We start from the raw sequence: 22,491 nt of genomic DNA, 5'->3' as shown, positions 1-22,491 counted from the left end.
ACCCGTTCTGCCTCTGCCTCTGCGACTGACCCGGCGCTCCGCCCGCCGCCCGGACACGGAACGCACCGGCGGGCCCCGTCCGTGACAGGGCCCGCCGGTGGGTGAAGAGGTACCGCTCAGCCGTCCAGCTGCTCGATCGTGGCGATCGACTCCGGGCGGCGGGCCTGCTCGGCGCGGGCCACATCCTCCGCGTCCCGCAGCGTACGGACCGCGTTGCGCCAGGTCAGCTTGGCGAGGTCGGCGGTGGACCACTTACGGTCCAGCAGTTCCCCGAGCAGATTCGGGTAGCTCGCCACGTCCGCCAGATCGGTCGGGGTGAAGGCGGTGCCGTCGTAGTCGCCGCCGAGCCCGATGTGGTCGACCCCGGCGACCTCCCGCAGGTGGTCGAGGTGGTCGGCGACGGTCGCCGCGGTCGCCTCCGGCATCGGGTGCGCCGCCCGGAACTCCCGCTGGACCACCATCGCCTCGGGCGTGGTGTCCAGGTGGTGGAAGCCGTGGGCCCGCATGTTCTCGTCGGCCCGCAGCATCCAGGGGCCGACCTCCTGGTGCACGAACTTCGGCACGAAGGTGGCCATCGCGGTGCCGCCGTTGGCGGGCAGCCGCTCCAGGACGTCGTCGGGGATGTTCCGCGGGTGGTCGCAGACCGCGCGGGACGAGGAGTGCGAGAAGATCACCGGCGCGGTGGAGACCCGCAGCGCGTCCCGCATCGTCGTGGCGGCGACATGCGAGAGGTCGACGAGCATGCCGAGGCGGTTCATCTCCCGCACGACCTCCTCGCCGAAGGCGCTGAGACCGTCCGCGCGCGGCTCGTCCGTCGCGGAGTCCGCCCAGGCCAGGCTGTCGTTGTGGGTGAGCGTCATGTAGCGGACGCCCAGCCGGTGCAGGGCCCGCAGGGTGGCCAGCGAGTTGTTGATGGAGTGGCCGCCCTCGGCGCCCATCAGCGAGGCGATGACGCCGTCGGCGCGCGCCGCCTCCATGTCGTCGGCGGTGAACGCCAGCCGCAGCGCCTCGGGGTAGCGCGCGGCCATCCGCCGCACCACGTCGATCTGTTCCAGGGTGGCGCTGACCGCCGTATCGCCCGCGAAGTCGGCGCGGACGTAGACCGACCAGAACTGCGCGCCGACGCCACCGGCCCGCAGCCGCGGGATGTCGGTGTGCAGGAACTCCGACTGGTCACCGGCGATGTCACGCCGCTCCAGGTCGTACCCGGCCTGGGTGCGCAGCGCCCAGGGCAGGTCGTTGTGGCCGTCGACGACGGGGTGTTCGGCGAGCAGGGCGGCGATACGCGGGTCCACCGCGGCGGCCGTCATCACTTGCTCCCGAAGCCGAAACCGGCCGGGGAGGCGACCTTGTTCCGCAGCCGCTTGCCCTTCTCGGTGGCCTGGTCGTTCAGCTCCTGCTGGAACTCCCGCATCCGGCCGAGCAGTTCCTCGTCGTGCGCGGCGAGCATCCGCGCGGCGAGCAGCCCGGCGTTACGGGCGCCGCCGACGGAGACGGTCGCGACCGGCACCCCGGCGGGCATCTGCACGATGGAGAGGAGCGAGTCCATGCCGTCGAGGTACTTCAGCGGCACCGGCACGCCGATCACCGGCAGCGGCGTGACGGAGGCGAGCATGCCCGGCAGATGGGCGGCTCCCCCGGCGCCCGCGATGATCGCCTTGAGCCCGCGCCCGGCGGCCTCCTCGCCGTACGCGATCATCTCGTGCGGCATCCGGTGCGCGGAGACGACGTCGACCTCGTAGGCGATCTCGAACTCGTCGAGCGCCTTGGCCGCCGCCTCCATGACGGGCCAGTCGGAGTCCGAACCCATGACGATGCCGACGATGGGGCTTCCGGGGGAGCTACTGGTCATTCGGTGATCGTTCCTCGCAGGTAGCCGGCGGCGTGCGCGGCGCGCTCGCGCACGTCGGCAAGGTCGTCGCCGTAGGTGTTGACGTGACCGACCTTCCGGCCGGGCTTCACGTCCTTTCCGTACATGTGGATCTTCAGCTGCGGATCGCGTGCCAGGCAATGGAGGTACGCGGAATACATGTCCGGGTAGTCGCCGCCGAGGACGTTGGCCATCACCGTCCACGGGGCGCGCGGGCGCGGGTCGCCCAGCGGGAGGTCCAGCACGGCACGGACGTGGTTGGCGAACTGCGAGGTGATCGCGCCGTCCTGGGTCCAGTGCCCGGAGTTGTGCGGACGCATCGCCAGTTCGTTGACGAGCACCCGCGGCTCACCGTCGGGCCCGGGCACCTCGAACAGCTCGACCGCGAGGTGGCCGACGACGCCCAGCTCCGCCGCGATCCGCAGCGCCATCTCCTGGGCGCGCGCCGCGAGGTCCGCGTCGAGGTCGGGCGCCGGGGCGATGACCGTGTCGCAGACGCCGTCGACCTGGATGGACTCCACGACGGGGTAGGCGACGGCCTGGCCGTGCGGCGAGCGGACGACGTTGGCGGCCAGTTCGCGGGTGAAGGGGACCTTCTCCTCGGCCAGCACGGGCACCCCGGCGCGGAACGGCTCGGCCGCCTCCTTGGAGGAACGTACGACCCAGACACCCTTGCCGTCATAGCCGCCGCGGACGGTCTTAAGGATCACGGGAAAACCATCGCCCTCGTCGGCGAACGCCACCACATCCTCCGGATCCGAGACGATGCGGTGGCGCGGACAGGGCACGCCCAGCGCGTCCAGTCTCGCCCGCATCACCCCCTTGTCCTGCGCGTGCACCAGCGCCTCGGGGCCGGGGCGTACAGGGATGCCGTCCGCCTCCAGCGCCTTGAGGTGCTCGGTGGGTACGTGCTCGTGATCGAAGGTGATCACATCGCAGCCACGCGCGAAGGAGCGCAGCGTGTCCAGGTCGCGGTAGTCGCCGATGACGACTTCGCTGACCACCTGGGCCGCCGAGTCCTGCGGGGTGTCGCTGAGGAGCTTGAACTTGATGCCGAGGGGGATGCCCGCCTCGTGGGTCATACGGGCGAGCTGACCGCCACCGACCATGCCGACTACCGGGAACGTCACGCCCCCAGCGTATCCGTACGGGCGTGCCACCCCGACGGGTGGTGTTTGGAGGATCGTCCGAGGGCCACCGTATGGCGGAGGCAATGTGCGGAGCGTGATCTTCCGTATCACTGCGGGCGGGCGTCGCTGCGCGCGCCCGTGCGCGGCGACCCCTGGGAAACGCTGGTTAGCATGAGGGGCGGTCCGGGACGACCGGCCGGGCCGGCCGCCACGGACAGGGAGCAAGACGATCACCATGAGTGAACGGAGCGCGCTGCGGTCGCGGCTGGAGCAGCTCCTGCGGGAGGTCGCCAAGTTCGGTGCCGTCGGCGGCGCCGGGGTGGTCGTGAACTTCGCGGTCTTCAACCTCGTACGCCATCTGACCGAGCTGCCGGTCGTGCGGGCCAGCGTCATCGCGACGGTCGTGGCCACCGGCACCAACTACCTCGGCTACCGCTACTTCACCTACCGCGACCGCGACAAGCAGGGCCGCACCCGCGAACTCTCGCTCTTCCTGCTGTTCAGCATCGCCGGACTGATCATCGAGAACGGCATGCTCTACGCGGCGACGTACGGCTTCGGCTGGGACTCCCCGCTGCAGAGCAACGTCTTCAAGTTCCTCGGCATCGGCGTCGCCACCCTCTTCCGCTTCTGGTCGTACCGCACCTGGGTCTTCCGCACGCCGGACGGCGCCGAGCCGCTGCCGGATACGCGGCCGCACGAGCCGGAGCAGGCGCGGGAGCGGCAGCCGCAGCCGCACGGCGCCCCGCGCGGCTGACCCGCCGGACCCCTCACACCTCGGACGGTTCGGCCTCCCGGGCCAGGAAGAGGGCGAAGACCGGCGGGCGCTGCTGGAGCAGTTCCAGCCGTCCGCCGTCCGCCTCCGCCAGATCGCGGGCGACGGCGAGGCCCAGCCCCGTGGAGTTGCGGCCGGAGACGGTCCGCTCGAAGACCCGCGAGCCGAGGTCGGCGGAGACACCGGGCCCCGCGTCGGTGACCTCCACCACCGCCTGGTTGCCGGTGACCCGGGTGCGCAGCGCGACCGTCCCGTCACCGTGCATCAGCGAGTTCTCGATCAGCGTGGCGAGCACCTGCGCCACCGCACCCGGCGTACCGACGGCCCGCAGCCCCTTCTTCCCGGAGCGGACGATGGAGCGGGCGGCGCTGCGGTAGGCGGGCCGCCACTCCTCCACCTGCTGCTTGACGATCTCGTCGAGGTCGAAGGCGACGGCGGAGCCGGAGCGCGGGTCGCGGGAGTTGGTGAGCAGCCGCTGGACCACATCGGTCAACCGCTCCACCTGGGCCAGCGCGATGGTGGCCTCCTCCTTGACGGTGTCCGGGTCGTCGGTGAGCGTGATCTCCTCCAGCCGCATGGAGAGCGCGGTCAGCGGAGTACGGAGCTGGTGGGAGGCGTCGGCGGCGAGGCGGCGTTCGGCGGTGAGCATCCGGGCGATCCGCTCGGCGCTGGCGTCCAGCACATCGGCGACCCGGTCCAGCTCCTGGACGCCGTAGCGGCGGTGGCGGGGGCGGGGGTCGCCGGAGCCGAGGCGTTCGGCGGTCTCGGCGAGGTCGGTGAGGGGGGCAGTGAGCCGACGGGCCTGGCGGATCGCGAGCCCCACCGCGGCGACGATCGCCAGCAGCGCCACCGCCAGGATGACCAGCAGCGTGCGGCCGATCTCCTCGTTGACGGCGGCGCGCGACTCCTGGACGGTGACCTGCTCCCCGCGGTCGCCGGAGACCTGCGACTGGATGACGTCACCGGTGGGCCGGGTGCCGATCTCGATCGGCGCCTTGCCGGGCACCTTGATCCGGGCGTAGCGGTGGACGGTGATCTGTTCGGAGAGGGCGTCCGGGGTGATCTTCTCGCCGCTGCCGATCCGGCTCTCGACGATGCCGACCAGCCGGACCGCCTCGGACGCCACGCTCTCCTGGGCGCCCGCCTGGATGGTGCGGGTCTCGACGATGACGAGGGAGAGGCCGAAGACGGCGATGACGACGAGCACCACCGCGAGGGTGGAGTTGATCAGGCGGCGGCGCACGGTGCCCTCCGGGCGGGGGTTGCGGTGGTCTGTCTCGGCGTCCCGCCCGGCAGGGCCTGCCCGCGGCCACGGCCGGGCCCCGGGTGCGTCAGCTCTTCTCGAAGCGGAAGCCGACGCCCCGGACGGTGGCGATGTAGCGCGGGTTGGCGGCGTCGTCGCCGAGCTTCTTGCGGAGCCAGGAGATGTGCATGTCGAGGGTCTTCGTCGACGACCACCAGGTGGTGTCCCAGACCTCGCGCATCAGCTGGTCACGGGTGACGACCCGACCGGCGTCCCGCACCAGCACCCGCAGCAGGTCGAACTCCTTGGCGGTGAGCTGCAGCTCCTCGTCGCCCATCCATGCGCGGTGCGACTCGACGTCGATGCGCACACCGTGGGTGGCGGGCGGTTGCTGCGGTTCGGCGGTGGAGCCGCGCCGCAGCAGCGCCCGGACGCGGGCGAGCAGCTCGGCGAGGCGGAAGGGCTTGGTGACGTAGTCGTCGGCTCCGGCGTCCAGACCGACGACGGTGTCCACCTCGTCGGCGCGGGCGGTCAGCACCAGGATGGGGAAGGAATGACCTTCGTTGCGCAGCCTGCGGGCGACCTCCAGGCCGTCCATGCCGGGCAGTCCCAGGTCGAGCACGACCAGATCGATGTGGTCCTGTAGGCCGGCGTCGAGCGCCGTGGGGCCGTCCTCGCGCACCTCGACTTCGTAACCCTCGCGGCGCAGTGCGCGGGCGAGCGGCTCCGAGATGGACGCGTCATCCTCGGCGAGCAGTACACGGGTCATGGCCCGATGGTAGTCCGATGCACCGTGGCCAGGGGGCGAGCGGGGCGGGCGGGACGACATATGCGACAAGGGACGGCGTGGTTCGTCGACACGCAGGAATGGTTCCCTGCGGGGAATGTGAGCGTTGTCTCACCCCTCCCAACGCCGGTCGAACGGGACGTATGGTGGGCCGACGTCCATCGCACAACCGCCGGGGCCCTCGGCACCTCAAGGGTGTCCGCGGTCCCCAGTTGTGTACAGGGTGCGGTACACCGCGCCAGGTGCACAGCGATTGACCTGTCGACCGGGTCCGCCGCGCCAAGAATGACGGGGGGCGTGGATGGCGGTGTACGACCGTCCCGCCGGCTCCCCCTCGGGTGGCGTCGATCCCCTCGGACGTGGGGTGCGCGGGCAGGTCTACGCCGGTGCCGGTCATCGACCCCCACCGGGCGTGACGTTCGACCCTCGCGTCCCGAGCAGACCAAGGAAGCACCCATGGCGTCCAGCCTGACGAAGGACACCGCCGCGCAGGGGAACCCTGCCTCCGGCGGCAAGACCTTCTTCGGCCACCCCCGCGGACTGGCCACTCTCTTCATGACCGAGATGTGGGAGCGTTTCAGCTTCTACGGCATGCGGGCCCTTCTCGTTCTGTACCTGATCTCCGGCGGCACGGATGCCAAGCCCGGGGCCCAGGGCGGCGGTCTCGCGATGACGATGGCCACGGCGTCGGCGATCTACGCGGTCTACCTCGCGATGGTCTACCTGCTGGCCATGCCCGGCGGCTGGTTCGCCGACCGCGTCTGGGGCCCGCGCAAGACGGTGATCATCGGCGGTTGCGTCGTGATCCTCGGTCACCTGACGCTGGCGGTGCCCGGCACGGCGATGTTCTTCGCCGGTATGGGACTGGTCGCGCTCGGCTCCGGCCTGCTGAAGGCCAACATCTCGACGATGGTCGGCCACCTCTACGACGGTCCGCAGGACCCGCGCCGTGACGGTGGCTTCACGATCTTCTACATCGGCATCAACCTCGGTGGCTTCCTCGCCCCGCTGGTCGTCGGCACCATCGGCCAGAGCGTCAACTGGCACCTCGGCTTCGCGACCGCCGCGGTCGGTATGGCCCTGGGTCTGATCCAGTTCACCATCGGCACCCGCCACCTCTCGCCGATCAGCAGCACGGTCCCGACGCCGCTCTCCGTCCAGGAGCGCAACTCCTGGCTGCGCAAGGGCCTGATCTGGCTGGCCATCGCCGCGGTCTTCTACGGCATCGTCATCGGCACCGGCACCTTCACGCTGAACTGGGCGCTGATCCCGATCGCGCTGCTCGGCCTGATCATCCCGGTCTCGGTGCTGGCGCGCATCAAGCGCGACAAGGACCTGACCGCCGAGGAGCAGACGAAGGTCAGCGGCTACATCTGGTTCTTCGCCGCCGCCGCCGTCTTCTGGATGATCTTCGACCAGGCTGGTTCCACGCTGAGCGGCTTCGCGGAGAAGAACACCGCCGACACCATCTTCGGTCTGCACTTCCCGTCGACGTGGTTCCAGTCCGTCAACCCGCTCTGGGTGATGGCGCTGGCCCCGGTCTTCGCCTGGATGTGGCTGGCGCTGGCCAAGCGCCTCAAGGAGCCGAGCACCACGATCAAGTTCGCCATCGCGATGGTGATGATCGGCATCTCGTACTTCGTCTTCATCGTCCCGATGGGGATGTCGTCGGACGGCACCAAGGTCAGCCCGATGTGGCTGCTCATGGTCTACATGATCCAGACCATGGGTGAGCTGTGCCTCTCCCCCGTCGGCCTGTCGGTCACCACCAAGCTGGCGCCGGAGAAGTACGCCAGCCAGATGCTGGGTGTCTGGTTCCTCGCCGTCACCGCGGGCGACTGCATCGTCAGCCTGCTCTCCACCGCCGGTGCCGACCTGAGCGGTACGGGCGTCCTCGCCGCGGAAGCCGCACTGGCGGTCCTCGCGGGTGTGGCGATCTGGCTGAACCGCAAGAAGATCCTCGGGCTCATGGGCGACGTGCGCTGACACGCCCCCCGGCCCACCACGAGGGCCCGGCACACCGCATCGGGTGTGCCGGGCCCTCGTGCGTACGGGGCCGGTCAGCGGCGGGCCCGCCGCCAGGGGGTGCCCAGCAGCAGGCCGCCGCCGAGCAGCAGCACGGTGGCGGCGAAGACGCCGAGGGCGGTCAGCCCGCCGTGGTCGCTCGCGCCGGTGTCGGCGAGACCGCCCGCCGCGGCGGCGCCGCCCGCGGAACCGGACGCGCCGGACGTGCCGGAGGTGCCGCCCGCCGTGGACGTACCGCCAAAGGCGCCGCCGGGCCGGGCCGCGGTGTCGAGGGTCAGGGAGGCGCCCGGGTCCTTCTCCGGGGTGCAGGTGGTGGTCGTACCCAGGGCGTTGACGGTCAGGACGCCGGGGGTCAGCGTCGTCCGGCCGGTGGCGCCCGGGGTGTAGCCGCCCTTGAGGTCGGGGATCTCGATGGGCTGCCCGGACTTGATGGGCGCGGCGTTCGCCGGGCCCTCGACCTTGACGGTGCCCTTGTCCGCGCCGCCCAGCGCCACCGCCATCGACGGCTTGACCGAGCCCTTGGGGATGTCCGCCGGGCTGTCCATCACGGACTTGGCGAACTTCACCGTCAGGTCGTAGCCGCCGCCCTGCGCCACCGCGTCGATCCGCACCGGCGAGGTGGCCTTCTTGTCCCCGATCGGCGTCTTGCAGGCGTACGGGACCTGCACCTGCTCACCCTGGTGCGCGGTGCCGTCGGGCTCCCCGCCCGAGCCGCCGGTGCCGCCCGTGCTGCCGCCTCCGGAACCGGAGCCTCCGGCGGTGGTCCCGCCGTCGCCGCCACCGGTGGACGTCCCGCCCGCGGCCGTACCGCCGGAGCCGCCCGACGAGGTGCCGCCGGACGAGGTGCCGCCCGCCGCCGTCCCCCCGGAGTCGCCGCCGCCGGTCGTGCCGCCGCCGTCGGTCACCTTGATCGTGACGGCCGGTGCCGCCTTCTCCTTCGGGACGCACTTGGTGTCCGTGGAGATCGGCTTGTTGACGTTGATCGTGTACGCGCCGGGCGTCAGCGTCACCTCCCCCGGCTTCTCCAGCTTCAGCGTGCCCTTCATGTCCGGCAGCACCATCGGGCTGTTCTTCGGGATCGGCGGATTGCTCCGCGGCCCCTTCATCGCCAGCTCACCTGCCTGCGCCCCGGCCAACTGCACCACGCCGGAGGGCTGCACGGTGTCCTTGTCCAGGTCGAGGACGTCCGGGTTCTTCGAGGCGGCGGTGACCGTCTTCCACACCACCTCGATCTCCTCGCCGACCTTCGCGGTCGCCGGTGCGCTCAGCGCCACCGTGGTGGTGCCCTCGACCGGCGGCAGCCCCGAGATCGGTGGCGGGGTGCACTCGGTCCGGTACGCGGTGTCCGCCGCCTGCGCGGTCGGGGCCGTGGCCACCAGCCCCGCGCCCGCGAGCAGCAGCGCCGCCCCGGCGGCCACCCCCGCTCCTCCGCGTCGTCTCAGCACGCTCCGCCGTTTCCTCATCACGATGGCCCTTCCGCTGTCGGTGGTGCGCTGGATGTGGTCGCGGACGGTGCGGTGTCCGGGGTGTACCAGGGCAGCGCGGCCGGGCGGTCCGCGGCTGCGGTCCCCCCGTCCGTACCGCCCCGAAGCGTGCGCAGCCGGGCGCGCCACCGGCCCGGCGCCCGGGGCCCGGTGGCCCGGCGGGCGGACCGGGCGGTGCGCGGCGCCGGTGCGGTCCGTGGCCGTACCCGGTCGACGACGGCCATCCCGGCGCGGAAGACGGCGGCGGGCACCACCAGGCAGAGCAGCACCCAGAACAGCGTCACGCCCCAGGGCCGCCCGACGTCCCAGCCCTGTTCGACCAGCAACTTGCCGCCGTACCTGGCCGAGACCTGGTAGCCGCCGTGGGCACCGGCCGCCAGCTCCACGTCCAGGGAGATCCGGGCCTTCTTCCCGGCGGGCACGGTGCCGTGCCACTGCCGGTCCTCCCACTGGGCCGCGAACACCCCGTGCGCGGTGCCCACCGAGAAGACCGGGTCCTTCGCCGGAACCGCCCCGGTGTTGCCGACCGTGAAGGTCAGCCGCCGCCGCGGGGGCGCGCCGAACCAGGTCAGCAGGTTGTCGCCGCCGGTCAGTTCGGGTCCGGAGACCACGGCGAGGCGGGCGCCGGTCTCCTGTTGCGGCAGCGGGGCGACCGGGTGCCCGGCGACCGCGAACGGTACGTCGTCGGCGGCGGCCGGGCCGGTCACCGTCGCCACATGCACCACACAGGGGCAGGGCTTGGGCGGCTCGGCCACCGGCAGCGCGGTCCGGAACGCGCCGTGGGCGTCGGTGGTGACCGCCCGCCCGTCGCCGTTGGCGCAGGAGTTGGTGCCGCCGATCATGTTCTGGCCGCAGATCAGCAGGGTGAGCAGCGTTCGGGGCCGCCAGCCGCGCCCGGAGACGGTCACCGTGCCGCCGGTTCCGGCCTGTGCGGTGCCGACCTCGGCGGTGGGCGCTCCGGCGGCGCTGCCCGGTGCGGCGGCCGCGGTCGGCGCGTACGGCAGCAGCGCCGCGCCCAGGACGAGGACGGCGACGGCCGCGCGGCGCAGCCGGGCCCGTACGGTGCGGCGCGCCGCCCCGCGGGTCACGGTCGGTCTCCCACGCGCGTCAACTCCCTTGTTCCGTGGGCGGGTCGGTCCGGTGGCGCGGTGCGGGCGGTGCGGCGGCGCCGTCGCCACAGCGCGCCGCCCGCACCCGCGGCGACGGCGAGCGCCCCGGCACCGAGCGCGCCCCGGGACAGGGGTGCGTACCCGGCGCGTGCGGAGGCGTGCGCGCCCCCGGCGGCGGTGACGGTGAGGGTGATGTCGACGGCGTCCAGGGCGGGCGGATCGGACCAGGTCTCGGTGCGCCGGACGCGCTGCCCGGGGGCGAGCGCGACCGGCAGCGCGCGGGCCGGGCGCCGCAGCGCGCTCCCCAGGAAGCCGTCGGCACGTACCGCGAGGCGCGGCCGGAGCACCGTGGTGCCGCGGTTGACCAGCGTGTAGCGGATCTCTGCCCCCTCGTCGCCCCGGGCCACCGCGACGTCCTCGACGGTCAGCGCGGCGAGCGCGGGCCCGGTCACCCGCAGATGGACGGGGACACTCCGCCCGCCCCCGGGACCGTCGGCGCGGAGCACGGCGGTGCGCTCCCCGGGTGCGGCGTCCCGGGGCACCCGGACGGTGAACGGCACCGCCGCCCGGGTCCGCGCCGGGACACGGACCTGCGCCGCGGCGGGCGCGAGCCAGGCGGAGGCGTCCGTACCGCCCGGCGCCGGGGCGCCGCGCAGCCGGACGGTGACGGGGTGTCCGGCCGGGTTGGTCACCGCGAGCCGGTCGGCCAGGGCGGTGCCGGGCGCGCCCTCCAGGTAGAAGAACGGCCGGTCGTCGCCGGTCGGGCGGCTCCCGGCGCCGGGCGCGGGCGCGACCGACCAGCCGGGTCGGGCGGTGGCCGCCGCGACGCCCGGGGGCCAGCACGCCAGCGCGGCGACCGTCGCGAGTGCCACGGACGCGCCGCGGGTACGGAACGGCATCGGCTGCTCCTGGTGCTCGTACGCGTACGGGAGGGGCGGCGCGGTGCGGGCGCGCGCCCCGGGGAGGGGCGGCGGGTCAGGCGGTGCGGCGGCGGTTGAGCCAGAGGGCACCGGCCGCCCCGGCGAGCAGCACGGTGGCGCCGAAGGTGCCGAGGGCGACGGCGGAGTCCGCGGGTCCGGTCTGCGGCAGCTGCCCGCCGGAGCCGGACGCGCCGCCGCCCGAGGCACCGCCGGAGGAGGAGCCGGACCCGCCGCCCGACCCTCCGGAGCCACCCTTGACGTCCAGACTGAGCGACGGCTTGGGACTGTTGCTCGGGGTACAGGTCGTCGTGGTGCCGAGCGCCTTGATGGTCAGCTCGCCCGCCGTGAACGTCACCTTGCCGCTCGCCTTGGGCGTGTACGTACCGCTCAGGTCGCTGATCTTGATCGGGGTGTTGGCCGGGATGGCCTGGTCGTTGGGCGGCCCCGACACCGGCACCGTCCCCTTGTCCGCGCCGCCCAGCTCGATGACGGCGGACGGTTTCATGGCGCCCTTGCCCAGCTCGACGGGGCTGGACGAGACGCCCTTGCGGAACGACATGACGAGCCGGTACCCGCCGCCGCTCGGGGTGGACGTGATGTCGATGGGCGAGACGGCGCCCTTGTTGCCGATCGGGGTCTTGCACTGGTAGTTGACGTCGACGACGTCGGCATGCGCGGTCGGTGCGGACAGCAGCACCGCCGCCGAGGTCAGCGCCACGGCGACGGCGGGCCGGGCCGCGCGGGGGCGGCGGATCTGGGGGGTGTGGAAGCGGGCCACCTCTCGTTCCCTTCTCCCGGGTCCAGGGGCGCGGCGGGGCCCGTGCGGGCCGCGGGCCCGGCGGCCCCGTACCGTCCCTGGGCGCCGCCCGTTTACTGACGGCACATCAGATGGGTGGCTCAAGGTACGCCGGGGACCGCGAAGGGGGAAGGCACTGCGCGGGGCGGATCGGGGCGGAACGCACGGAGGGCGCGGACCCTCGGGTCCACGCCCTCACCTCCCGGCCGCACCGGGCTCCCGGGCGGCGCGCGCCGCCCGGCACCGCTCAGGACGGCGCGGCCAGTTCGGCCCAGACGGTCTTGCCGGGGCCGTCGGCGTTACGGACGACGCCCCAGTCCAGGCAGAGCCGCTGCACGATGAACATGCCGTGCCCGCCCGGGCGTCCGGCACGGTGCGGGGTGCGCGGCGCGGGCGACCCGGCGCCCAGGTCGCCGACCTCCAGGCGCAGCACCTTGGCGGTGCAGCGCAGCCGCAGCTCCTCGGGGCCCTCGGCGTGCAGACAGGCGTTGGTGACCAGCTCGGAGACGACCAGCAGGACGTCCTCGGCGGCCGCGCGCTGATCGGCGGTGGCGGCCGGGAGCCAGCCCCAGTCCTGGAGGGCCTCACGGGCGAAGTCCCGGGCGCGCGCGACGGCTCCCCGGGTGCCGCTCAGGCGCAGCCTGCGGACCTGGCCGACCGGGGCGGCGGGCGGGGCCGCGGCGGAAGCGCCGGCGCTGCCCGACTCCGGGCCGAGGTCGCCCGGCGGGTACGGCCGGGTGGTGCTCATCAGCGCTTCACCTCACCGATTCGCCTTTTCACGGAAAACGGATAACTGACAGATTCAACGGATTCAGATGTCTCCTGCCCGACCGGACCGTGAGAACACCCACTTCTTGGGTACGGAAGATGTGACGCGGACTACGTGCCCGGAATGCCATCCCCCGGAGCATCCTCCGTCACCCTTCGCCGGCCAGTGCCGCATCGAGCGAGTCGTGCACCGTGAAAACCGCCTCCGCGCCGGTGATCTCGAAGACGCGGGCCACCACGGGCTGCATCGCGACGAGATGGACCCCGCCCCCCGCGGCCTCCGCCTTGAGGCGGGCGCCGAGCAGGACGTTGAGTCCGGTGGAGTCCATGAACTCCAGGGGCCCGCAGTCGACCACCAGGCGGGCACGCCCCTCCGCCACGCACCCCTCCAACGCGTCACGCAACAGATCGGCGGTGTGGTGATCCAGCTCGCCCGCCGCCGTCACGACCGCGCTGGCGCCGTGATGCCGGATCGCGACGTGAAGCCGGCCTCGGCTCGCACTGCCGACCGTCCCGCGGTCCATGCGCGCGCACCCCTCTTGCTGTCTCGACGTCGTTTTGCCTATGACTGCGCTCATCGAACCCTACGCCTTCGCTTCACACAGGGGTAGCTGAACAATCCGCATATAACACCAAATACAGACATCGCACACTTGCCATCTTCCGGCAAAGCCAGGTAGGCGTAGACGCAGACACATTCGCCACGGCCGGCTTTGGAGGCGCCGCACACCGCAGCTTCACGTAGAGGCATCGGCAGCCATATGCCGAGAACGATGGAGGAGACCATGTCACCCCGGCTCGACGAAATGCGCACCGACGACACCCGGCAGCACACCTCGTCGACACCCCCGTCCGACCCGACCGGACAGATCCCTTCCCAGCCGGCCGCCGCCGAACCCGAATTGCCGGTGGTGCCCGAAATCGACGGGCTGCCCGAGATCCCGCCGTTCGACGAGGTGGGTCCGGTCGACGCGAGGGCGCTGTCCAAAACCCTCTTCGAGCGGCTCGAATCGCTTGAGGAAGGCACCCACGAATACGCCTACGTCCGGAACACCCTGGTCGAACTCAACCTCGCCCTGGTCAAGTTCGCGGCCTCCCGGTTCCGCTCCCGCAGCGAGCCGATGGAGGACATCGTCCAGGTCGGCACGATCGGTCTGATCAAGGCGATCGACCGGTTCGAACTGAGCCGCGGCGTCGAGTTCCCGACGTTCGCGATGCCGACGATCGTCGGCGAGATCAAGCGTTTCTTCCGCGACACCAGCTGGTCGGTGCGCGTGCCGCGGCGGCTGCAGGAGCTCCGCCTCGACCTCGCCAAGGCCGGTGACGAACTGGCCCAGAAGCTGGACCGTGCACCCACGGTCGGCGAGCTGGCCGAACGTCTCGGCATCACCCGGGACGAGGTCGTGGAGGGCATGGCGGCGAGCAACGCGTACACCGCGAGTTCGCTCGACGCCCAGCCCGAGGAGGACGACAGCGAAGGCGCGCTGGCGGACCGGATCGGCTACGAGGACCACGGACTCGAGGGCATCGAGTACGTCGAATCCCTCAAGCCGCTGATCGCCGAACTCCCGCCGCGCGACCGCAAGATCCTGTCGCTCCGGTTCGTCGCCAACATGACCCAGTCCGAGATCGGCGAGGAGTTGGGCATCTCCCAGATGCACGTCTCCCGGCTGCTCTCGCGCACCCTGGTGCGGTTGCGCAAGGGTCTGATGATCGACGAGTGAGATTCCGCGGTCGCCCACCGGTCCACCGGCCGGTGTCCGCCCGCGCGAAGGAGGGCCTGCCCCGGGCGACTCGGGGCGGGCCCTCCTTCGTGTGTGGGGCCCGTAGGAGCCCCGGTGCGGCGGCTCAGGCCACCCGGACGCCCTTGCGCCAGACGCCCGACACCAGCGGGACGCCGGGCCGGTAGGCGAGGTGGACGTGGGAGGGCGCGTCCAGCAGCGTGAGGTCGGCGCGGGCGCCGGGGGTGATCCGGCCCACGTCGGTGCGGCGCAGCGCCTGCGCGCCGCCCGCCGTCGCCGCCCACACCGCCTCGTCGGGCGTCATCCGCATGTCCCGGACGGCGAGGGCGATGCAGAACGGCATCGACGAGGTGAAGGACGAGCCGGGGTTGCAGTCCGTGGAGAGCGCGACGGTCGCCCCGGCGTCCAGCAGGCGGCGGGCGTCGGGCCAGGTGGCGCGGGTGGAGAACTCCGCGCCGGGCAGCAGCGTCGCGACGGTGGCGGAGTTGGCCAGCGCGTCGACGTCGGCGTCGGTCAGGTGGGTGCAGTGGTCGGCGGAGGCGGCGTCCAGCTCCACGCCGAGCTGTACGCCGGGCCCGTAGGACAGCTGGTTGGCGTGGATGCGGGGCAGCAGGCCGCGGCGCTTGCCCGCGGTGAGGATCGCGCGGGCCTGGTCGCCGTCGAAGGCGCCCTTCTCGCAGAAGACGTCGATCCAGCGGGCGTGCGGGGCGCAGGCGTCCAGCATCGGGCCGGTGACGAGGTCGACGTAGCCGGCCGGGTCGTCGGCGTAGTCGGGCGAGACGATGTGCGCGCCGAGGTAGGTGACCTCGTCGGTGTGCTCCCCGGCGATGCGCAGCGCGCGGGCCTCGTCCTCGACGGTCAGGCCGTAGCCGGACTTGGTCTCGAAGGTGGTGGTGCCCTGGCGCAGCGCCTCGGCGAGGTAGTGGGCGACGTTGGCGGAGAGCTGTTCGTCGGTGGCGGCGCGGGTGGCGGCGACGGTGGTGCGGATGCCGCCCGCCTCGTAGGCGCGGCCGGACATCCGGGCGTTGAACTCCTGGGTGCGGTCGCCGCCGAAGACCAGGTGGGAGTGGGAGTCGACGAAGCCGGGCAGGGCGGAGCGGCCGCTCGCGTCGACGGCGTTGTCAGTGGCGGGTGCTTTGCTGGACGGACCGACCCAGGCGATGCGGTCGCCGTCGATGACGACGGCCGCGTCCTGGATCAGACCGAGGGGGCCTTCGCCGAGGGAGGGGTCGTTGGTGACGAGCTGGGTGAGACGGGTCAGTGCGGTGGTGGTCATCGCGGTGGTGTTCTCCTTCGTCCGCTGGTGCGTCCCGTGGGGGCGCGTCAGTCGCGGGTGCGTACGGCGGCGACGGCCGCGGCGAGTTCGGTGGGCACGTCCGGCACGAGCGTGTGCACGCCGTCGCGGACGATCCGGCGGCCGCCGACGACGGTGTGCCGTACGTCGGCCGCCGTCGCGGCGAATACCGCGGTCTCCGCGGCGAGCCGGGGCGGCGGGCCCGCGGTCCGTACGGAGTCCAGCGCGATCGTGGTGAAGTCCGCGAGGGCGCCGGTGGTCAGGGTGCCCGCGTCGTCCCAGCCGAGGGCGGTGTGGCCGTCGGCGGTGGCGGCGCGCAGCAGTGCGGCGGCGGTCCAGTGGCCGCGGGCGCGGGTGCGCAGCCGCTCGTTCAGCTCCATCGCGCGGGCCTCTTCGAGGAGGTCGATGACGGCGTGGCTGTCGCTGCCCAGCGAGAGCGGGCTGCCGCTCTCCTGGAGGCGGACGGCGGGGCCGATGCCGTCGGCGAGGTCGCGCTCGGTGGTCGGGCACATGCACACCCCGCTCCCGGCGCCGCCGAGCAGGCCGATGTCCTCCGAGGTGAGGTGGGTGGCGTGCACGGCGGTGGTGGTGCGGCCGAGGGCGCCGTGGTCGGCGAGGAGGCGGGTGGGCGTGCAGCCGTGGGCCTCCTGGCAGGCGTCGTTCTCCGCGGTCTGCTCGGAGAGGTGGACGTGCAGCGGGGCGCCGCGTTCGCGGGCCCAGTCGGCGACGGTGCCCAGCTGTGCGGCGGGCACCGCGCGGACGGAGTGGATCGCCGCGCCGATGCGGGCGTGCGCGGCGCCCTTGAGGGCGGCGGCGCGTTCGGCCCAGGCGTCGGCGGTGCCGTCGGAGAAGCGCCGCTGGTGCGGGGCGGGCGGGGTGCCGAAGCCCGCGGAGAGGTAGGCGGTGTCGAGGAGGGTGATGCGGATTCCGGCGTCGGCGGCGGCCGCGATCAGCGCCTCCCCCATGGCGTTGGGGTCGGCGTAGGCGCCGCCGCCGGGCCGGTGGTGGAGGTAGTGGAATTCGCCGACGCAGGTGATCCCGGCGAGCGCCATCTCGGCGTAGACGGCCCGGGCGAGGGCGTGGTAGCTGTCCGGGTCGAGGCGGGCGGCGGTGTCGTACATGACCTCGCGCCAGGTCCAGAAGGTGCCGGAGCCGACCTGCACGGTGGAGCGCAGCGCCCGGTGGAAGGCGTGCGAGTGGGCGTTGGCCAGGCCCGGCAGCGTCAGCCCGCGCAGGGCGACGGCGCCGGGCGGCGGGGTGGCGGTGCCGGTGCGGACGGCCGTGATCCGCCCCTGGGCGGTCTCGACGGTCACGCCGGGCTCGGTGCGGTCGCCGAGCCAGGCGTGTTCGAGCCAGTAGACCGTCGCGCCCGGCGGCGTGGGGCGTTCGGGGGTGCCGCCGGGCGGCGTGGTGTCCTGCGGTGTCATCGGCACGCGAGCCCCTCCAGTACGTCGGCGAGTGCGGTGACCCCGGCGACGCAGTCGTCCTCGGCCGCGGTTTCGGCGGGCGAGTGCGAGACGCCGGTGGGGTTGCGTACGAACAGCATGGCGGTCGGGACGGTCGCCGAGAGGATGCCGGCGTCGTGTCCGGCGCCGGTGCCGAGGACGGGGACGGGCCGTCCGTCGGCGGCGCGGGCGAGCAGGGTGCCCAGTTCGTCGCGGAGGGTGTGGCCGAATTCCACGACGGGGGTGAAGGATTCCCGGACGACGCGCAGGTCGACGCCGTCACGGGCGGCGCTCTCCGCGGCGGCGCGCCCGATCTCCTCGACGACGGTGTCCAGGATGTCCTGGTCGGCGGCGCGGGAGTCGAGCCAGCCGCGGACCAGCGAGGGAATCGCGTTGACGCCGTTCGGCTCGACGCTGATCTTCCCGAAGGTGGCCAGGGCGCCCGCGGCGTGGGCGGCCTCCCGGGCGGCGAGGACGGTCCGGGCGTAGCTGAGCATGGGGTCGTGGCGGTCCTCCAGGCGGGTGGTGCCCGCGTGGTTGGCCTCGCCGTGGAAGTCGAACCGCCAGCGGCCGTGCGGCCAGATGGCGGAGGCGATGCCGACCGGGTCGCCGGTCAGGTCGAGGGCGCGGCCCTGCTCGATGTGGAGCTCCACGAAGGCGCCGATCCGGTCCAGCCGGTCGCGGTCGGGGCCGATCGCGTCGGGGTCGTATCCGGCGCGCTCCATGGCCTGCGGCAGGGTGACGCCGTCGCCGTCGCGCAGCTCACGGGCGTCCTCGGGGGTGAGGGCGCCCGCGCTGAGCCGGGAGCCGACGCAGGCGAGCCCGAAGCGGGCGCCCTCCTCGTCGCCGAAGTTGACGAGGGCCAGCGGCGCGCGGAACTCCGCTCCCCTGCGGCGGAGTTCGTCGAGCGCGGCGAAGGAGGAGACGACGCCCAGCGGGCCGTCGAAGGCGCCGCCGTCCGGGACGGAGTCCAGGTGGGAGCCGGTGACGACGGCGGCGCCGGGGGCGACCTCGGTGTACGAGCGGACGCCGAGCCAGGCCCACTGGTTGCCGTTGCGGTCCAGCTCGTAGGAGAGGCCGCGGGCCTCGGCCTGGGCGCGGAACCAGGCGCGGCAGTCGGCGTCGGCGGGGGTCCAGGCGTGGCGGCGGTAGCCGCCGGAGGAGGTGTCGCGGCCGAGGGGCCGCAGCTCCCGCCACATGGTGTGGAACGACGCGGGCTGTCCGGTCATGCCCGCACCCCCGTCGTGGGTGCGGCAGCGCCTTCGGTCGGAACGGGACGAGGTCCTGGCACGGGTGCCTCCCGGCAGCGATTGGATCGGGATATTCACATATTGGCTTCGCTGAATATGGCTAGTCAACAGCGCGGGAGGGCGGGCGGCGGCCACGGCCGGACCGGGCGCCGCGTACCACCGCGCACCCCACGGCGACGATCGTGTGGCCCTTCTCACGGACCGGGGCGCGGCCTCGCCGCACCGGGCCTTCCGGCCGCGCCCCCGGCCGCCGGGCGGGCCGACCGCCTCCCCCGGGGTCACCGTCCCGCCGGGGACGCGTAACGGCTCGGTGACCGGTCCCTGGACAGCTGTGGCGTCGTACGGCGGAGCGATGATGGAGTGACGGTATGACTGGCCTCACCACTGGTTCTCCGACCGTTCCGGGCCGCACGGACCGGGACCGTGCCGTACGGGCAGCCGTCGAGCAGGGGCTCGTGAGCCCCGCCGCGCCCGTCGCCGGGCTGCTGGATGTCGCGGGGGTGCGGCGTTCGGCGGCCGAACTCCGTTCCGCCTTCGCCGAGTTCACCGATGCCGGGGTTCCCGTGCTGCACGCGTTCGCGGTGAAGGCGGCGTCGCTGGTGCCGGTGTTGCGGCTGCTCGCCGACGAGGGGCTGGGCTGCGAGGTGGCCAGCCCCGGGGAGCTGGCGCTGGCCCGCGCGGCGCGCGTCCCGGTGCGGCGCACGGTGCTGGACTCCCCCGCCAAGACCCCCGCCGAGCTGCGCGAGGCCCTGGCGCTGGGCATCGCGGTCAACATCGACAACCCGGAGGAGCTGGCCCGGGTCGACGCGCTGGTGTCGTCGGCGCCGACCGGCGCGCCGCTGGGGCTGCGGGTCAATCCGCAGCTCGGCGGCGGCAGCATCGGCGCGATGAGCACCGCGACGGACACCTCCAAGTTCGGGGTGGCGCTACGGGACGAGGGCGCCCGGGCATGGGTGGTGCGGGCCTACCGGGACCGCCCGTGGCTGACCCGGCTGCACGGGCACGTCGGCTCGCAGGGCATGGCGTTGCCGCTGATGGCCGACGGGGTGCGGGCCCTGTTCGACCTCGCCGAGGAGATCAACGCGCAGGTGGGGCGGGCGCAGGTCGACACCCTCGACATCGGCGGCGGGCTGCCGGTGAACTTCGCCTCGGACCGGGTCACGCCCACCTACCGGGAGTACGTGGAGCTGCTGCGGGAGCGGGTGCCGGGGCTGTTCCGGGGGCGGTACGGGCTGGTGACCGAGTTCGGCCGGTCGCTGCTGGCCAAGCACGGCACGGTGGTGGCGCGGGTGGAGTACGCGAAGTCGGCGGGCGGGCGGCCGATCGCGGTCACCCACGCCGGGGCGCAGGTCGCCACCCGTACGGTCTTCGTCCCGGACGCCTGGCCGCTGCGGGTCGCCGCGTACGACGCCCGGGGGCTGCCCAAGGAGGGGCCGGAGGTCGCCCAGGACATCGCCGGGCCGTGCTGCTTCGCGGGCGATCTGGTCGCCGAGAACCGCCCGCTGCCGCTCCTGGCCTCCGGCGACCACGCCGCGCTGCTGGACACCGGCGCGTACTACTTCTCCACCCACTTCGCCTACAACTCGCTGCCCCGGCCCGGGGTGTACGGCTACACCGCGGACCCGGCGGGCGGGGTCCGCTTCGCGACCGTCCGTACGCCGCAGACCCTGGAGGAGCTGACGGCGGAGAGCGGCGGGGCCCACACGGAGGAGCTGCGCACGTTGCAGTGAGGCGGGGGCCTGCGGGGTGCGAGGCGCCGGGCCGGGCCGCGTCGGCGGGACCCTGCGCCGCCACCGCCCGCCCGCGGCCGTCCCGCCCGCCGCGTTACCGCCGCGCCGACCCCGATCGCGCGCGGCGGCGCGGCCTGCGGGCGCCGCCCGGGGCGGCGTCGCCCGCGGCCAGGCCGGTGGTGTGGAGGCCGGGGACGGTGCGGCCCGCGGCGCCCCCGCCTGCCGCCGCTTCGGTACGGACCCAGAGCAGGGCCTCGTGCTCCCGCTCCCAGCGGCCGAGCCACCGCGCCTTGGCCCACAGCCCGAGCGCGGCGCCGCACAGCAGCAGGCCACCGGCCACGGGCAGGACGAACGACGAGGCGACGGCGACCGGGAGGGCGAGGAGCAGCCATCGGCGGTGGGCCCGGCGCCAGGCGCGGAGGGTGACCGCCCGGTCCTGGAGGACGACGGCGCGCCCGGCCCGCTCCGCGGCGCCGAGCAGGGCCCGCCAGCGGCGGCGGCGCGCGGCCCACACCACGTACGCGGTGATCAGGCCGCCCGCGATCCCGGCGAGCACCCCGATCCGGCGCCCGGCCGCCCCCGGCGGCAGCGCCCCGATCCCGGCGGCCAGCACTCCGGACCACCACAGCCAACCGACCGGCGCCCGGACGATCACCGCCACCCGCGCCAGCCCGTACGCCCCGCGTCCCACGCCGGACCTCCTCACCTCGACCGCACCGCACGGACGGCTCGGCGCGTACCGGCCCGCCCGTGCCGTCACCTCTGCACCGACACCCCCGTACCGGCGGTGGAGCGTAGTGAGCGCGGATGAGGATTCCCTGAGACGGGAGGACGGCGGACGGCCGCCGCGGACCGGGCCGGGAGCCGCCGGAAGCCCCGGGCTCGCGGGCGCCCGTACGGACGCTCCGGGTGTCCGCTCCCGGGGCTCACTCCACGAACAGCCCCCGTGCCGCCGCCTTCGCGTCGAACTCCTCCAGGCTGGCCTGGGCGCCGGGCAGCGCGTCGCACATCGCCTCCAGCAGGACGCGGCCCAGGAGCATCGGGGCGCAGACCGTGTCGAAGGTCAGACCGGTGCCGACGGGGGCGGGGAGCAGCAGATCGGTGTGGTGGGCGACGGGGGCGAAGGCGCTGTCGGCGACGGTGACGACGGTCAGCCCGACGGCGCGCGCGTACGCCAGCGCCTCGACGACCTCGCGCGGATGGCGCGGCAGCGCGAAGCAGAGCAGGGCGCTCGCCCCGGCGCGGACGGCGGCGTCGATGCGGTCGGCGAGGAGCGAGCCGCCCTCGTCGAGCAGGCGGACGTCCGGGTGGACCTTGCGGGCGAAGTAGACGAACCCGGCGGCCTGCGCGGTGGCCGCGCGCAGCCCGAGGACGGGCAGCGGCCGGGAGGCGGCGAAGAGGCGGCCCGCCCGGACGACCGGTTCCGGGTCGGCGAGGACGGCGGCGAGATGGCGGAGGTTGTCGATCTCCGCCTGGACCGCCTGCTGGTACTCGTTGACCACGGCGGTGGCGTCCGGGCCGGTCGGGGCGGTGTCGCGCAGATGGCGGCGGAGCGCCGGGTAGCCGTCGAAGCCGAGGGCGACCGCGAAGCGGGTCACCGAGGGCTGGCTGACCCCGGCGAGTTCGGCGAGTTCGACGCTGGAGAGGAACGGCGCGTCGGCGGCGCGGCGCACCATGCAGTGGGCGATACGCCGCTGGGTGGGCGTCAGCCGCCGCCCCTCGAAGAGCCGCTGCAACCGCGCGGCCGCCGCGTCACCACCGGCCGCACCGACCGCCGCAGCCCCGGCCCCCGCACCGTCACCGGCCGGAGCCCCGGCCACGCCCGTCCCGTCCGTACCGCCGGTCGCCCCCGTACGCGCCGTGGCCGTCCCGCCCGTGGCACCGGCCGTACCGCCGCCGCTGTTGCCGTCCCCGTCCCCGCTCATCGCCTCTTCCTCCCGGCCCGGTCGGGGGCCATGTCGTCTACCGATCGACTCTACGGAAACCCGGGCCGCGCGACGCCCCGAACGCCCGCCGGGGCCCCGCGCCGGACCGGCCGCCCGAATCGCACCGCACCGGAGCAGACCTCACCGAACCGGGCTCCCTTCCGCCCCGCCCGGCCCAGATGGTCCGCTCCCACCTAT

The 22,491-nt window shown here is 73.8% G+C and carries 20 protein-coding genes; 4 read left to right on the top strand and 16 right to left on the bottom strand.

Annotated features, from left to right (window positions below; all coding sequences use genetic code 11):
* Positions 1-116: 116 nt before the first annotated feature.
* The 3 genes from IF23_RS0110565 to IF23_RS0110555 are packed head-to-tail and all read right to left on the bottom strand — an operon-like array spanning position 117 to position 3,000.
* Positions 117-1,310, bottom strand: a complete 1,194-nt coding sequence (locus IF23_RS0110565) for a dipeptidase (protein ID WP_030282234.1) — start codon at positions 1,308-1,310, stop codon at positions 117-119.
* The gene (purE, locus tag IF23_RS0110560) at positions 1,310-1,852 is read right to left on the bottom strand and encodes a 5-(carboxyamino)imidazole ribonucleotide mutase (RefSeq protein WP_030282233.1); all 543 of its coding nucleotides are present in this window, start codon (positions 1,850-1,852) and stop codon (positions 1,310-1,312) included. The genes IF23_RS0110565 and purE overlap by 1 nt, the downstream gene beginning before the upstream one ends.
* Entirely contained in the window at positions 1,849-3,000 is a 1,152-nt protein-coding gene (locus IF23_RS0110555; RefSeq protein WP_037677856.1) for a 5-(carboxyamino)imidazole ribonucleotide synthase, read from the bottom strand. Before IF23_RS0110555 ends, purE begins: the two co-directional genes overlap by 4 nt.
* Positions 3,001-3,235: 235 nt before the next feature.
* Here IF23_RS0110555 and IF23_RS0110550 point away from each other — a divergent pair, with 235 nt between their 5' ends.
* Positions 3,236-3,757, top strand: coding sequence for a GtrA family protein (locus tag IF23_RS0110550; protein WP_051739466.1), 522 nt, complete (start codon positions 3,236-3,238; stop codon positions 3,755-3,757).
* A 13-nt stretch (positions 3,758-3,770) separates the two neighbouring features.
* Here IF23_RS0110550 and IF23_RS0110545 read toward each other — a convergent pair whose 3' ends face one another.
* Positions 3,771-5,018, bottom strand: coding sequence for an ATP-binding protein (locus IF23_RS0110545; RefSeq protein ID WP_030282228.1), 1,248 nt, complete (start codon positions 5,016-5,018; stop codon positions 3,771-3,773).
* A gap of 88 nt (positions 5,019-5,106) precedes the next feature.
* Positions 5,107-5,787, bottom strand: a complete 681-nt coding sequence (locus IF23_RS0110540) for a response regulator transcription factor (RefSeq protein WP_030282226.1) — start codon at positions 5,785-5,787, stop codon at positions 5,107-5,109.
* 474 nt (positions 5,788-6,261) lie between these two features.
* Between IF23_RS0110540 and IF23_RS0110535 the strand changes: the two genes are divergently transcribed.
* Complete coding sequence (locus tag IF23_RS0110535; RefSeq protein WP_030282225.1) at positions 6,262-7,791, top strand: peptide MFS transporter; 1,530 nt, start codon at positions 6,262-6,264, stop codon at positions 7,789-7,791.
* Positions 7,792-7,865: 74 nt separating this feature from the next.
* On the opposite strand, the gene IF23_RS0110530 is transcribed toward IF23_RS0110535, so the two are convergent.
* From IF23_RS0110530 to IF23_RS0110505, 6 genes are all read right to left on the bottom strand, one after another.
* Entirely contained in the window at positions 7,866-9,293 is a 1,428-nt protein-coding gene (locus IF23_RS0110530; RefSeq protein WP_078653899.1) for a hypothetical protein, read from the bottom strand.
* Positions 9,293-10,402 carry a hypothetical protein gene (locus tag IF23_RS0110525; RefSeq protein WP_078653898.1) on the bottom strand — a complete coding sequence of 370 codons (1,110 nt, stop codon included), beginning with the start codon at positions 10,400-10,402 and terminating at the stop codon, positions 9,293-9,295. Before IF23_RS0110525 ends, IF23_RS0110530 begins: the two co-directional genes overlap by 1 nt.
* Complete coding sequence (locus tag IF23_RS0110520) at positions 10,399-11,322, bottom strand: COG1470 family protein (RefSeq protein ID WP_030282220.1); 924 nt, start codon at positions 11,320-11,322, stop codon at positions 10,399-10,401. Before IF23_RS0110520 ends, IF23_RS0110525 begins: the two co-directional genes overlap by 4 nt.
* A gap of 76 nt (positions 11,323-11,398) precedes the next feature.
* A complete protein-coding gene (locus tag IF23_RS0110515; RefSeq protein ID WP_030282219.1) occupies positions 11,399-12,121 on the bottom strand; it encodes an LPXTG cell wall anchor domain-containing protein in 723 nt (240 codons plus the stop codon).
* A gap of 265 nt (positions 12,122-12,386) precedes the next feature.
* A complete protein-coding gene (locus IF23_RS0110510; protein WP_030282217.1) occupies positions 12,387-12,887 on the bottom strand; it encodes an ATP-binding protein in 501 nt (166 codons plus the stop codon).
* Positions 12,888-13,056: 169 nt separating this feature from the next.
* Complete coding sequence (locus IF23_RS0110505) at positions 13,057-13,431, bottom strand: STAS domain-containing protein (protein WP_030282216.1); 375 nt, start codon at positions 13,429-13,431, stop codon at positions 13,057-13,059.
* 249 nt (positions 13,432-13,680) lie between these two features.
* Between IF23_RS0110505 and IF23_RS0110500 the strand changes: the two genes are divergently transcribed.
* On the top strand, positions 13,681-14,631 hold the full coding sequence (locus IF23_RS0110500) for an RNA polymerase sigma factor SigF (RefSeq protein WP_030282214.1): 951 nt from the start codon (positions 13,681-13,683) through the stop codon (positions 14,629-14,631).
* A 124-nt stretch (positions 14,632-14,755) separates the two neighbouring features.
* Here IF23_RS0110500 and hutI read toward each other — a convergent pair whose 3' ends face one another.
* Genes hutI through IF23_RS0110485 form a run of 3 tightly spaced genes read right to left on the bottom strand, consistent with a single transcriptional unit; the run spans position 14,756 to position 18,617 of the window.
* Complete coding sequence (gene hutI, locus IF23_RS0110495) at positions 14,756-15,925, bottom strand: imidazolonepropionase (protein WP_030282212.1); 1,170 nt, start codon at positions 15,923-15,925, stop codon at positions 14,756-14,758.
* Positions 15,926-15,972: 47 nt separating this feature from the next.
* Positions 15,973-17,370, bottom strand: coding sequence for a formimidoylglutamate deiminase (locus IF23_RS0110490; protein ID WP_051739476.1), 1,398 nt, complete (start codon positions 17,368-17,370; stop codon positions 15,973-15,975).
* Positions 17,367-18,617, bottom strand: a complete 1,251-nt coding sequence (locus IF23_RS0110485) for an allantoate amidohydrolase (RefSeq protein WP_030282208.1) — start codon at positions 18,615-18,617, stop codon at positions 17,367-17,369. Before IF23_RS0110485 ends, IF23_RS0110490 begins: the two co-directional genes overlap by 4 nt.
* A gap of 389 nt (positions 18,618-19,006) precedes the next feature.
* On the opposite strand from IF23_RS0110485, the gene IF23_RS0110480 reads away from it, so the two are divergent.
* Complete coding sequence (locus IF23_RS0110480; RefSeq protein WP_051739465.1) at positions 19,007-20,368, top strand: type III PLP-dependent enzyme domain-containing protein; 1,362 nt, start codon at positions 19,007-19,009, stop codon at positions 20,366-20,368.
* A 94-nt stretch (positions 20,369-20,462) separates the two neighbouring features.
* Here the strand turns inward: IF23_RS0110480 and IF23_RS0110475 are convergent, their stop codons facing one another.
* On the bottom strand, positions 20,463-21,059 hold the full coding sequence (locus tag IF23_RS0110475; RefSeq protein WP_030282204.1) for a hypothetical protein: 597 nt from the start codon (positions 21,057-21,059) through the stop codon (positions 20,463-20,465).
* 235 nt (positions 21,060-21,294) lie between these two features.
* A complete protein-coding gene (locus tag IF23_RS0110470) occupies positions 21,295-22,293 on the bottom strand; it encodes a MurR/RpiR family transcriptional regulator (protein ID WP_030282202.1) in 999 nt (332 codons plus the stop codon).
* Positions 22,294-22,491 lie beyond the last annotated feature (198 nt).

Source organism: Streptomyces catenulae, from assembly GCF_000718015.1.
In the GTDB taxonomy this organism is placed as follows: domain Bacteria; phylum Actinomycetota; class Actinomycetes; order Streptomycetales; family Streptomycetaceae; genus Streptomyces; species Streptomyces catenulae.
Note: the sequence above shows the minus strand (reverse complement) of the source record. Positions and strands in the feature narration are given on the sequence as shown.